Source organism: Bradyrhizobium sp. MI1.4 (assembly GCF_055811315.1).
The window spans coordinates 245,750-258,542 of record NZ_JBVVPP010000003.1; the positions used below are offsets into that span (position 1 = coordinate 245,750).

Annotated in this window: 10 protein-coding genes; 8 read left to right on the plus strand and 2 right to left on the minus strand. The window is 62.8% G+C overall.

Translation table 11 applies throughout. The annotated features are described in order from the left end of the window. Positions 1–177 precede the first annotated feature (177 nt). The 6 genes from AC0L23_RS05375 (at position 178) to AC0L23_RS05400 (ending at position 7,027) form a co-directional block, all read left to right on the plus strand. Positions 178–1,005, plus strand: a complete 828-nt coding sequence (locus AC0L23_RS05375) for a metal-dependent phosphohydrolase (protein WP_026233269.1) — start codon at positions 178–180, stop codon at positions 1,003–1,005. Between the two features lie 12 nt (positions 1,006–1,017). Beyond that, a complete protein-coding gene (locus AC0L23_RS05380; RefSeq protein ID WP_085362336.1) occupies positions 1,018–1,908 on the plus strand; it encodes an alpha/beta fold hydrolase in 891 nt (296 codons plus the stop codon). A gap of 129 nt (positions 1,909–2,037) precedes the next feature. Then, entirely contained in the window at positions 2,038–2,664 is a 627-nt protein-coding gene (gene folE / locus AC0L23_RS05385; protein ID WP_018456940.1) for a GTP cyclohydrolase I FolE, read from the plus strand. A 27-nt stretch (positions 2,665–2,691) separates the two neighbouring features. Continuing rightward, positions 2,692–4,215, plus strand: a complete 1,524-nt coding sequence (locus AC0L23_RS05390; RefSeq protein WP_085352208.1) for an FAD-dependent oxidoreductase — start codon at positions 2,692–2,694, stop codon at positions 4,213–4,215. Between the two features lie 179 nt (positions 4,216–4,394). Then, a complete protein-coding gene (locus AC0L23_RS05395) occupies positions 4,395–5,603 on the plus strand; it encodes an ABC transporter substrate-binding protein (RefSeq protein ID WP_018456938.1) in 1,209 nt (402 codons plus the stop codon). 194 nt (positions 5,604–5,797) lie between these two features. After that, a complete protein-coding gene (locus AC0L23_RS05400; protein ID WP_473356778.1) occupies positions 5,798–7,027 on the plus strand; it encodes an acyl-CoA dehydrogenase family protein in 1,230 nt (409 codons plus the stop codon). Positions 7,028–7,114: 87 nt separating this feature from the next. Here the strand turns inward: AC0L23_RS05400 and AC0L23_RS05405 are convergent, their stop codons facing one another. Further along, the gene (locus tag AC0L23_RS05405; protein WP_085362338.1) at positions 7,115–8,452 is read right to left on the minus strand and encodes an epoxide hydrolase family protein; all 1,338 of its coding nucleotides are present in this window, start codon (positions 8,450–8,452) and stop codon (positions 7,115–7,117) included. Positions 8,453–9,082: 630 nt separating this feature from the next. Here AC0L23_RS05405 and AC0L23_RS05410 point away from each other — a divergent pair. Both AC0L23_RS05410 and AC0L23_RS05415 read left to right on the plus strand, forming a co-directional pair. Then, positions 9,083–9,574 (plus strand): septal ring lytic transglycosylase RlpA family protein, encoded by a 492-nt coding sequence (locus tag AC0L23_RS05410; protein WP_085352210.1) that lies wholly within the window; start codon positions 9,083–9,085, stop codon positions 9,572–9,574. Between the two features lie 362 nt (positions 9,575–9,936). Continuing rightward, positions 9,937–10,695 (plus strand): cupin domain-containing protein, encoded by a 759-nt coding sequence (locus AC0L23_RS05415; protein WP_018456933.1) that lies wholly within the window; start codon positions 9,937–9,939, stop codon positions 10,693–10,695. A gap of 57 nt (positions 10,696–10,752) precedes the next feature. On the opposite strand, the gene AC0L23_RS05420 is transcribed toward AC0L23_RS05415, so the two are convergent. After that, a complete protein-coding gene (locus tag AC0L23_RS05420; protein ID WP_410706078.1) occupies positions 10,753–12,723 on the minus strand; it encodes an AI-2E family transporter in 1,971 nt (656 codons plus the stop codon). Positions 12,724–12,793: the final 70 nt, after the last annotated feature.

Consider the following 12,793-nt stretch of genomic DNA (forward strand, 5'->3'; position numbering starts at 1 on the left):
GTGGCGGGTCTGCACCGCAACCGCGATATCGCGGGGCACAAACCGCAACATATTTCCGAGTTTGCGCCCCCGGGTTTGGCCAGTCGGCCAAGATGGGCTATGCTGGCGCCTGCTCGAGGACGAGAATGAGACGTCGGGAATTGGCGTGGAAAACCACCGACAGACGGGGCTGCATCCATGATGACGTTACCGAAACTGGCGGCGGACTCCCTTGAAAAATTGCTGGGCTCGTTCATGCGTCGCCGGTTCGACGAGCCCTCTGCGCGCATCGTCGAGAGCGCAACCCGCACGGCGATGGAATGCATCGGCAATAGCGACGCGCTCTATCACAATATCGAGCATACGATGCTGGTGACGCTGGCGGGTCACTCCATCCTCAGCGGCCGATATCTTCACGCCCATCTGTCGGCGGAAGACTATGTCCATGTCCTGATCGCCTGCCTGGCCCATGACATCGGCTATGTGCGCGGCCTGTTCGAGGAGGATGACACCGATGGCTTCGTCATCGATGCAGCCGGCACCAAGGTGTCACTGCCGCGCGGCGCCTCGGATGCAAGCCTGATGATGTATCATGTCGACCGTTCCAAGCTTTATGTCTCGCGGCGGCTGCGACACATTCCGGGGCTCGATCCGGAGCGCATCGCCCGCGCCATCGAGGGCACCCGGTTTCCGGCCCGGGAAGGCCAGGACTATGACGACGAGGCCTCGATCCTGCGCGCGGCCGACTTCATCGGCCAGCTCGGCGACCCCAATTATCTGCGCAAGGCCAATGCGCTCTACTACGAGTTCGAGGAAGTCGGCATCAACCGCCAGCTCGGCTACGATTCGCCTGCCGACATCGTGAACCGCTATCCGCAATTCTATTGGAACAGCGTCGCGCCGCACATCCAGACCGAGATCGGCTACCTCAACAAGACCGAGATCGGTCGGCAGTGGATCGCCAACCTCTACAGCAACGTGTTCCGCGCCGAGCGTGACATCACGTTGTCCGGGCCGCAAAAATAGCTCCGCTTTCTAATGCAACAAAAAACGGTCGCCACCAATATTCTCGACATCGCCTATCGCGAATACGGCGCGCCGGACGGCTGGCCCTGCATCATGGGTCACGGCTTTCCCTACGACGTGAACGCCTATGCCGAGACCGCGCCGATCATGGCGCAAGCGGGCGCCCGGGTGCTGGTGCCCTGGCTGCGCGGCTACGGGCCGACGCGATTCCGCTCCGCTGCGACGTTGCGCTCCGGCGAGCAGGCGGCGCTGGGCGCCGATCTGCTGGCCTTCATGGATGCGCTTGGAATTGCGCGCGCGGTCGTCGGCGGTTACGACTGGGGCGGGCGCGCAGCCTGCGTGGTCTCGGTGCTGCATCCGGAGCGCGTGATCGGCCTCCTCTCGGGCAATTCCTACAACATCCAGAACATCGCGCGCTCGATGGAGCCGGCTTCGCCACCGGAGGAGGCGGCGCTCTGGTATCAATATCTCTTCCACAACGAACGCGGCCGCCGCGCGCTGGAGCGCAACCGGCGCGGTTTTGCGCGCCAGCTCTGGTCGATGTGGTCGCCGAGATGGGCCTTCGACGACGCGACGTTCGAGACCAGCGCCATGTCGTTCGAAAATCCTGATTTCGTCGATGTCGTGATCCACTCCTATCGACATCGTTACGCGCTGGTCGCGGGCGATCCCGCCTATGCCGCGATCGAGGCGAAGCTCGCCGCCCAGCCCCCGGTTCGGGTACCGACCATCGCGATCGACGGTGACAGCGACGGCGTCAATTCCGGCACCGCTCACCACGCAGGCAAATTCGTGGGCTTTTTCGAGCGGCGCGTCTTTACAGGGGCCGGCCACAATTTACCGCAGGAGCGGCCGGCCGAATGGGCCCAGGCCGTGCTCGATGTACGGAAAGCGGCCTCATAGCGCCGGATTTCTCGTCCCGCTGTCTTGCCGCTCTCACAGCTTCCAATTTTTCCTGGGAACCTTTTCCGATCGCAGCCGTCCAAGCTGTGGGCCGCCTTCTGTATGCGGTTCGTTGCAGGGGAGTTTTCGATGAAGACGCAAACGCGCAGGCTGGAACGTGTCGCGGTCGCGCAGGCGCCGAGCGAGCGGCCTGAGAGGGCGGAGGTCGAGCAGGCGATCCGGACCATGATCCGCTGGGCCGGCGACGATCCCGCGCGCGACGGTCTGCGCGATACGCCGGACCGGGTCGCGCGCGCCTTCGAGGAGTATTTCTCCGGCTATGCGCAGGATCCGACCGAAATCCTGCAAAAGACCTTTGAGGAGATCGAAGGCTATGACGAGATGATCGTCCTGCGCGGCGTTCGCTTCGAAAGCCATTGCGAGCACCACATGGCACCGATCGTCGGCCGCGCCTGGGTCGCTTATATCCCGCAAGGGCGCGTCGTCGGCATCTCCAAGCTCGCGCGTCTCGTCGACATCTACGCCAAGCGGCTTCAGATCCAGGAGAAGATGACCGCGCAGATCGCCAACACGATCAACGACGTGCTGAGGCCCGAAGGCGTCGGGGTCATCATCAAGGCGACGCATCACTGCATGACCACGCGTGGCGCACATAAGCCCGGGACAGATCTCGTCACCAGCCGCATGCTCGGCGTGTTCCGCGACAATGCGTTGACACGCCAGGAACTGCTGGGGCTGGCCAATTCGGACGATTGATCCGCGACGGCTCAAGGAGGCAACGCCATGACCGAAGACAAGAAGCCAAGCGGGCCCGACCTGAGCCGAGGCGTGACGCTCGCCGAATTCAAGGACGGCAAATTGCTCGGCCATGTCGGCGAGGAAGACGTCCTGCTGGTGCAGGCCGGCAGCGAGATCTTCGCGATCGAGCCGGCCTGCAGCCACTATCACGGTCCGCTCGCAGAAGGACTGGTGGTTGGCGACACCATCCGCTGTCCCTGGCATCACGCCTGCTTCTCCTTGCGGTCAGGCGAGGCGACCCGTCCGCCGGCGCTGAATGCGCTGGCGGTGTGGGAGGTCTCGCGCGATCAGGACAAGATCGTCGTCCAGCGCAAGCGCGAGATGCCGAAGCCTCCGGCACCTCACCGGACAGCGCCAGCGTCGGAAAAATTCGTCATCATCGGTGGCGGCGCGGCGGGTTTCGCGGCGGCGGAGACGCTCCGTCGCGAGGGCTTTGCCGGCGCCATCACCATGCTCAGCAATGACAGCGCGATGCCGGTCGACCGGCCCAATCTTTCCAAGGATTACCTCGCGGGCAACGCGCCGGAGGATTGGCTGCCGCTGCGGGGCGAGGACTATTATCAGGACGCCGGCATCGATCTCAGGCTCAACACGAATGTCACCGCGATCGAGGCGAAGACGCGCAGCGTGACGCTGGGCAACGGCGACAGGCTGCCGTTCGACCGGCTGCTACTCGCGACCGGCGCCGAGCCGGTCCGATTGCAGATTCCGGGTGCCGACCAGCCCCATGTCTACACCCTGCGCTCGGTCGCCGACAGCCGCGCCATCATCAAGGCGGCGGGCAGCGCCAAGCGGGCGCTGGTGATTGGCGCCAGCTTCATCGGCCTCGAAGTTGCGGCCTCTTTGCGGGCACGCAAGATCGAGGTGCACGTGGTCGCGCCGGACGAACGGCCGATGCAGAAGGTGCTCGGTCCCGAGATGGGCGACTTCGTGCGCGCGCTGCATGAGGAGAACGGCGTCAACTTCCATCTCGAGGACACCGTGGAAAAGCTGGACGGCACGCGCGCCACGTTGAAGAGCGGCGGCGTGATCGAGGCCGACCTGGTCGTGGTCGGCATCGGCGTCAAGCCGCGCCTTGCGCTTGCCGAGCAGGCGGGGCTTGCGGCCGATCGGGGCGTCAGCGTGAGCGAATATCTGGAGACCAGCGTATCCGGCATTTTCGCGGCCGGCGACATCGCGCGCTGGCCCGATCCGCATTCGCGGCAAACCATCCGCGTCGAGCATTGGGTGGTGGCGGAGCGGCAGGGCCAGACCGCGGCGCGCAACATGCTCGGCAAGCGCGAGCGCTTCGAGGCCGTGCCGTTCTTCTGGTCGCAGCACTATGACGTGCCGATCAACTATGTCGGCCACGCCGAGAGCTTCGACGACATCGCGATCGACGGTAGCATTTCCGGCAAGGACAGCCTGCTGAAGTATAGCAAGGGCGACCGCGTTCTTGCGGTTGCTTCAATTTATAGGGATCTCGACAATCTCAAGGCCGAGCTGGAGATGGAGCGGACACGCGGCTGAGGCGCGCATCCGGTCTCGATTTGCGTCAATGGTGCTGCCCGCGAGGGCGGCTGTGCACCGGCTGATCAGCAACTCGACGCAAGACCGCCTTGCGGAACTCCGCTGATCTGACGTGCTGGCAAAAAGCAGCACGCCGCGCGCCTTCCGAGTCGCGCGGCGATCATCACCGGGGAGAAACCATGAAAGCCGCTTTGGTCCTGGCTGCAGCCTTGGCTGCCTGCCTGTCCACGCCTGTCTCCGCGCAGAAATCCTACGGTCCCGGCATCAGCGACACCGAGATCAAGATCGGCAACACCATGCCCTATAGCGGTCCCGCTTCGCCCCTCGGTATCACCGGCAGGGTGATCTCGGCGTATTTCGACGAGGTCAATGAGAAGGGCGGGATCAACGGCCGCAAGCTCAATCTCCTGTCGCTCGACGACGCCTTCTCGCCGCCGAAGACCATGGAAGCGGCGCGGCGGCTGGTCGAGGGCGACGGCGTCGCCTTCATCTTCGCGACCATGGGCACGGCGCCGAGCTCGGCGATCGCGAAATATCTCAACAGCAACAAGGTGCCGCAGCTGTTTCTGATCAGCTCGGCCTCGAAGTGGAACGATCCCGCCAACATGCCCTGGTCGATGGCACTGCCATGGGCGCCGAACTACACCAGCGAGGCCGCCATCGACGTCGCCTATGCCCGCGCCAAGAACCCGAACGCGCGCTTCGCGGTGCTCTATCAGAACGACGACGCCGGCAAGGAATATCTGCGCGGCGTCAAGGAAGCGCTTGGTGCCGACGCCGACAAGGCGATCGCGATGGCGTCGAGCTTCGAGGTCGCCGACCCCACCGTCGATTCCCAGGTGCTGACGCTCGCCAACACCAAGGCCGACGTGTTCATGATCTATTCGGTGACGCCGCGCGCCTGCGCCCAGGCGATTCGGAAAGCGCATGAGGTCGGCTGGCAGGCGACGCGCTTCCTCGCCTCGGGCTGTGCCAACAAGGCGACCGTGATGGTCCCGGCCGGCCTCGATGCCGGCAAGGGCGTGCTCTCGCTCGGCTCGCTCAAGCCGTTCGTCGAGGCGCCGAAGGACGATCCGGCGATGACGGCCTATATCGATTTCATGAAGAAGCGCCTGCCCAATGCCGACGTCAACAACGTCGCGGGTCTCTACGGCTACACCGTCGCCGAGGCATTGGTGGTCTTGCTGAAGCAGTGCAAGGACAATCTGACGCGCGAGAACATCATGGCGCAGGCGGCCAATTTGAAGAACGTGCCGCTATCGCTACTGATGCCCGGCATCACCCTCAACACCACGCCGCAGGATTTCCGCCCGATCAAGGACGGCTATATGCTCCAGTTCAACGGCAACGACTGGATCGTCGCCAGCGAGCTGCTGCGCGGCACGTGAGGGGCACGCGAGCGGCAGCATAGACAGTGCACCCTCTCCCCTTGCGGGAGAGGGTGGATCGCCGCGAAGCGGCGAGCCGGGTGAGGGGTATCTCTCCGCGAGTCGTCTCTACATTTGAACTCGCGGATACAACCCCTCATCCGGCGCTTCGCGCCACCTTCTGCCACAAGGGGAGAAGGGAACAGGAGGACCCCATGGATTTTCAACACTCCGAACGTTCGCTGGAGCTGCAGGAGCGGGTCCGCCGGTTCATGCGGACGCATGTCGAGCCGGTCGAGGAGCTCTACTACGAGCAGGTGAAGCCGGAAGCGACACGCTACAGGACGCCGCAGATCCTTCAGGACCTGAAGCGGCTGGCGCGCGAGCAGGGGCTTTGGAATCTGTTCCTCTCCGGCGAGCACGGCCAGGATCCCAACACCACTGGCTTGACCAATCTCGAATACGCGCCGGTGAAGGAGATCATGGGCCGCATCCTCTGGGCGCCGGAGGTGTTCAATTGCTCGGCGCCCGACGTCGGCAACATGGAGGTGCTGGCCAATTACGGTACGCCGGCGCAGCAGGAGCGCTGGCTGAAGCCACTGCTGGAAGGGCGCATGCGCTCCGGCTTCTCGATGACGGAGCCGCAGGTTGCCTCCAGCGATGCCACCAACATCCAGTGCGAGATCAGGCGCGACGGCGGCGACTACGTCATCAACGGCCGCAAATGGTTCACCTCGGGCGCGATGAACGAGGATTGCGAGATCCTGATCGTGATGGGCAAGACCGCGCCCGACGATCCCGATCGCCACCGCCAGCAATCCATGATCCTGGTGCCGAGAGCGACGCCTGGCGTGCGCATCGTCCGCGACATGCTGACCTACGGCTATGACGACGCGCCGGTCGGCCATCCCGAGATCGTCTACGAGAACGTTCGCGTGCCCGCGGAGAACATCCTGCTCGGCGAGGGCCGCGGCTTCGAGATCGCGCAAGGCAGGCTCGGCCCCGGCCGTATCCACCATTGTATGCGGCTGATCGGCTGCGCCCAGCGCGCGCTCGAATTGATGTGTCAGCGCGCGGTCTCCCGCACGGCCTTCGGCAAGCCGCTCGCAGAACAGGGCTCGGTGCGTGAGGACATCGCGCACTCATTCTGCGAGATCGCGCAGGCGCGGCTCTTGACGCTGCAAGCCGCCGACAGGATGGACCGCGAGGGCAACAAGATCGCGCGCGACCTGATTGCGGCCGCCAAGATCGTGGTGCCCAGCATGGCCGCCCGCGTTATCGACCGCGCCATCCAGATCCACGGCGCTGCCGGCGTCTCGCAGGACACGTTCCTGGCGCGTGCTTACGTCTACGCCCGCTTCATCCGCATCGGCGACGGACCGGATCAGGTGCATCTGGCCGCGGTGGGGAAGGAGCTGATCAAGCGTGGCGGGGTGATGGGCTAGCAAACGCCATCACTGACGGCCCCATTTCTTCTTTCCCGCGCAAAGCAAGGCGGCATGAACACCTTGCCGGCGGCGCCTTGACCACCGTCACTGGACCAGATGTGCGGGCCGAAGGGGCCTGAATGCGGCGCGCAGCTCGGCGGAGAAAAGCGCAGGCTGCTCCCAGGCAGCAAAATGACCGCCTTTGTCGACCTCGTGGAAGTAGGTCAGGTTGCGATAGGCGCGCCGGGCCCACGTCTCCGGGGCTTGATAGCTCTCGCCCGGGAAGACCGTGATGGCCACCGGCAGTGAGATCTCCGCAGTCTTCTCCGGACCTGCAAGGGCGGGACTGCGCCCGCTATATTCCCAGTAAAGTCGCGCCGAGGAGGTGGCGCTGTTCGTCAACCAGTACAGCGTGATGTCGTCCAGCACCTCGTCGCGGGATTTTTCGGAGTCGGTGTCGTCGAACTTCCAATGCGAGAAGCCGGGATGTCCGAGCATCCAGGCTGCCAGGCCCGCGGGAGAATCCGTCAAGCCGTAGCCGATCGTTTGCGGCCTCGTTCCCATCATCAGCGCGTAGGACCGGTTGCCCATCTTGCCGGCCGCACTGAATGCATCGAACGCCGCGCGTTCCTTGGCGGAGAGGTCTGCCGGAGCAGGCCCGCCGGCCGCGAGGATCGCGGCGATAGCGGGCGGGACGATCGCCGGCAAGTTGATATGGATGCCGAGCAAGCCTGCCGGCGCCAGCCGTGCCATCGCACTCGAGACCGGCGAGCCCCAGTCGCCGCCCTGCGCGACATAGTGGGTGTAGCCCAGGCGCTTCATCAGTTCCGCCCAGATGCGCGCTGTGTGGTCGGGACCCCAACCGGTATCGACCGGCTTGCCGGAGAAGCCATAGCCGGGCATCGAGGGGATCACGACGTCGAACGCGTCCTCGGGCCGGCCCGCATGGGCCGTTGGATCGGTGAGTGGATCGATCAGCTTGAGCTGCTCGAATACCGATCCCGGCCAGCCATGGGTTATGACGACAGGCAGGGCATTGGGATGTTTGGAGCGGACATGAATGAAGTGGATGTCGATGCCGTCGATGTTGGTCATGAACTGCGGAAGTCGATTCATCTTCGCTTCGATCTTTCGCCAGTCGTAGGCCGTCCCCCAATAGTTGAGGAGGGACTGGAGCTTCGCCAGCGGGATACCTTGGGAGTGATCGGAAACAGTCTCGCGATCGGGCCATCGCGTCGCCAACACGCGCCGCCGAAGCTCGACCAAGTCCTCCTCCGGCACGGCAATGTGGAAGGGGCGAATTGTGCTTTCGCCCGCGGCCGCCGCTCCACGCAGCGGAAACACGCTCGTGGAAATCACCGCCGCAATTCCAACCGCTGCCGTGCTCAAAAGCGCGCGCCGGCTTCTGTCGATGGTGTTCTCGGAATTGTATGGCACCGGCATGGGACTGCCTCCTGGCCTCAGGCGATCGGAGCCTGCGGAGCAGGGCAGTCCTTCGTCTGGCTCTCGAACATGGCTTAAAAGCTGGCCAACGGCTCGTTAGCCGTTGTTAAATGCTGTGAGCGTTTGCGGCCGCTGAAGGTGAGGGAAGACAAGCTCAGCATTGCTGTCCCATGCCGCTGCCTTGGATAGAGTAGCCAAGCTGATCGGATCTGTGCGTCGGCTCGTTGTCCGGGAACGCGTTCAGCAGCGGGCCTCGCTGCGCAAGGACATCGCAAACTCTCTCTCTCTGCGACATCGCGCAAGCAAGCCTTCTCACGCTAGGTGGCTGCCTCCGCCGCAGCAATGATCGCTTCTGCCAAAACCAACGCCGATAAGGATGAAAACACGGTCAGGCAGGCGAGCGCATCGATTGGCCTGATTGGTGGCGCCGTAGAGTCATGCCGTCGCGCGATTTCACTGCCGCACTCGTCGTCATGCTGTTGACGCAATGTCTGTCTTAGACGGCGACAAGTAAAACACGTGCTGGAACTGTTGGGGTTCCTACAAACGGTTCCGGAGCCAAGGGTTGGCTCGATCCGCAAAACGATTTGCGGCATCGGAACCGAACAATCGAAAATCACAGGAGATATAATGGGGTTCCGATCGAGCGCCGCAATCTGCGGCGCCGTGATTGCACTTGCCGTTTCCGTTTCTATTGCGCGATGTGAAGCTGGTGGGGTTCACTCAAGCGCTGTCGACAACGCCGCTTCCGGGGAAACGATCGTTGGCGCGGCATCCATGTACAATCCGTTCAAACCAGGCAAAGAGGAGGGCGGCCCGAAGACGGCTTCCGGCGAGCGCTATGACCCCTCGGTCTGGTCGGCCGCCATCAAGACGAGCTTGCGCAAGAAATTCGGTGGAGTCCAGTTTGGCGCGAAGCCGAAATACGCCCTCGTCGAGGCCGTCGGCAAGAAGGTCATCGTCAGGATAAATGACGTGGGACCGCTAAGGCCTGGCCGCATCATCGACTTCAACGAGCGGACGATGCGCCATTTCGATCCGAGCCTGGAGCGCGGGGTCATTCCTGACGTCAAAGTCCGACCGCTTGCCGGCGGCGACTGGACCCCCGGACCGGTTGGCTGAACCGTCGCACCAGGAGGTCGCGCAGCACGGCCCTTCCACAATAGGCGAAACGCTTCGATGGCTCTCCATGCGGTCGGCGAGGCGTTGCCCACCGGCGCGACGGTGGTAGGATGTTTGGGAAAACCGACATATCTCCATGCTCGACCAAAGCCGAATAGCGGAGTGAAATCTGCGCGTCTAGATTGAAAGAATGGAAAGGCAAGTGGGGCGGGCAGCCGTTGCTCCGGCGGTCTCATCAACTTGCTTTTTTCCGACGGTTTTTATCAGCGTTCTACGCCCACGCATGTTCGCCAGTATCGATGTCATTGCGAGGCAGTGCCACTGGAGCGGTGTGCGATTGCACGCAACCGCGGAGAACGCAGATGAGCAGCTTCCCTTGGCCCTTGTGGCAAAAGCACAAGAACAAATCGCTGGATCGTGCGGAGCCTCCTTCGGACAAGGTGGAGCCTTCGTCCGAACAGTTCGAAGGCGGGGGTCGGCGACACCTGCTGCAGGCGCTGTCCGTCTTCGCCGCCGGCAGCGCGTTGGGGGAGATGTCAAACCCCGCCGAAGCAAAAGACTCCAGTGATTTGCCACCTCCAAGGCGTGCACTGACCGGCCGCGATGAAGCCGGCAAGTCGGTGTTGAAGTCTTTTGAGGTGACTCCAAAGCTGGTGGAAATCGATGCCAATCCAGGACTGACTTTCTATGAACTGTATATGACTGAGGGAGTGCCAGGACTGACTGGCCTGGAGCCGGATCCGATGTCGGCAGGAACGAAGGCGTTTCCGGGGCCTGCGGGGACCATCTTTCGATTGATCTCGTATCCGCCGAAGCGTCCTGAAGGTTGGAAGCCGCCGCCTGGCGTCACGTTCGAGAGTGGGCTTAGAGAAATGTCGGACAAGATCCCCGGCATGGGAGATCATTTTGAGCGCGGCGCTCCAGGGATGCACACATCGGATACAATAGACTACGGAGTCGTGGTTCGCGGCGAGATGACGCTGGAATTGGACGACGGCCAGAAGGTCCATTTGCGTCAGGGTGATTGCATCGTGCAAAACGGAACGCGCCATCGCTGGCGCAACCCATTGCCCGAACCCTGCCTCATGGCGTTTGTTTCGATCGGCGGGAAGCGCGCCTGACGCGTGGAGACGCGGCGCCTCGTTGGCTGAAAGCAGCCATGTCTAGCGTACAAACTGCTAAGCGGCCGTGATCTTCGAAGCCGGGCCTTCGGCTCCAGTGCCAAGGGAGTCCACACCCGTCGCCTCTATGCAGAGTTTAAGCGCCCCGCCCAGAGTTGCAGCAGCCAGATCCGCCTTGGCACCTTCCCGCAGGCTTTCCAGCGCCGCTGGGTCGATGTCCTTCATCCAGCAACCCAGAATGATTGTGGCCTTCGGCAATTTACGGCGAAGGCGTCGCACCGAGTAACGCATGTGGGCGGGGCTGCTTGCATCCATATAGACGAGGCAGACAATGGCGACCCCGGTGGTCTCCAGCCGGAAGATATTCGCCGTCGATAGCGCTTCCGCTGCTTCAACTCGTGCCGACAAGCCATGCGCACCGGTCAGTTGAGCCAGCATGATCGCAGCGGCTTCGTCGATCGGATTTCGCCCGGCCACACAGAGGACGGGATGTTCGCCTTGCCATCCAGTGGGCAAGTCCTCCTTGCGCAGAACCCGCAGACTCTCATAAGGCGCGTCCTCAGCCACGCCCTCTATGGCAGATGTAGCTTCGACATCTGTGGTCGGGCCGACCTTCGGCGGCGGACGCTCATCCTGCTCCGAAATGTTATTGGCAAATTCCTGGACCGCATCCCTGATTTTGGTCAGCCGGTCGGGATCCAGAGCGCCGCGCTCGGCATCCGCTTGAGCCAGTTGCAGTCCTCGCAGGGCGACTTCGTCGTAATAGGAGCTGAGAGATCGCTCCTTCAAGAACTCCTCGGCTTTTGCAGATGCTTCTGTCGGGTCGCCGGCGAGCATCCGCTGATAGAATATCTCAGGCGGAGAGAGTGCTGGTCGGTCTCCAAACATGACGTCCAGGAACTCCAGCCGCTCGACATGGCGGCCCAGTACGACGAGACACACCGTGAGTGGTGTCGCCAGAACGAGGCCGATCGGACCCCAGAGCGCCGTCCAGAACGTCGCAGAAGCCACAACGGCCACCGGCGACAGTCCCGTGCTGTGTCCATAGACCATCGGCTCCAGCACATGGCCGACGACGGGCTCCACCACCACGAACAGCGCGATCGTCCAAAGCAGCATCGTCCAGGTTGGATCGACCGCGACCGCGAGAGCGAGAGGAAAGGCGGCGGCGATGACCGCCCCGATGTAGGGCACGAAGCGCAGCACTGCTGCCAGAATACCCCACAGGATCGCGCTTGGAACGCCGATCAGCCAGAGACCCATTCCGATGACGATGCCGAAGCTGCCGTTCACGAGAAGCTGGATAAGGAAAAGCCGGCTGAGGCGGCTCGCCGCGTCATCAAGGGCAGCCGTGGTGCGCTGCAGGTCATCCGAACCGGCCAGCCTGATCAGACGATTACGAAGATCCTCGCGTTGAAGCAAAATGAAGATCACGAATATGACGATGATCCCGGTCGTTGCGAGCGGATGAAGCAAGGGTGAAATCAGCGTTTGCAAGCTCTCCAGCGCGCCGGGATCGGGCTGAAGCACTTCCACAGGAACGGGCCTCGGCGCGGCCGCTTTCGGAGCTGCTATGGTCCCCAACGAATTCGCGGCCTCCTTGGGCTTGTCGAGTTCTTTGCTGAGGTCCTTCAACATGCTCGAAGCCCGCTCGAGCGTGCCTCGACCAGCGGTGGTCTCACGGAAGGATTGGATCTTCTCGCTTATTGTGGACTGATATCGCGGCAAATCGCCAGCCAGCTGCGTGAGTTGGGTAGCAAGGAGACTGCCCATCGCAAATATGAATGCGAAGGCGATCACGACCACGCTCACCACAGCCAAACTGCGTGGAATGCGCAGACGCTGAACCAGTCGAACCAGGGGCGCCAGCACGAAGCTGAGCAAGACGGCCAGCGCTATGGGGATGATGATCTCGCGACCATAATACAGCACCATGACAATGATCGCGGCGAGAATGGCCATCGCCACGGCGCTCAATAGCGAAATCAATTCTTCCGGTGTTCGTGCTTTGAATGGCTGCCTGATCACAGCTCCTCGCTAGGCCGGGAAAAGCGGCGAGTTTGTTGACGTCCAGTGAGTTCAAAAAAGCCGCGGATTG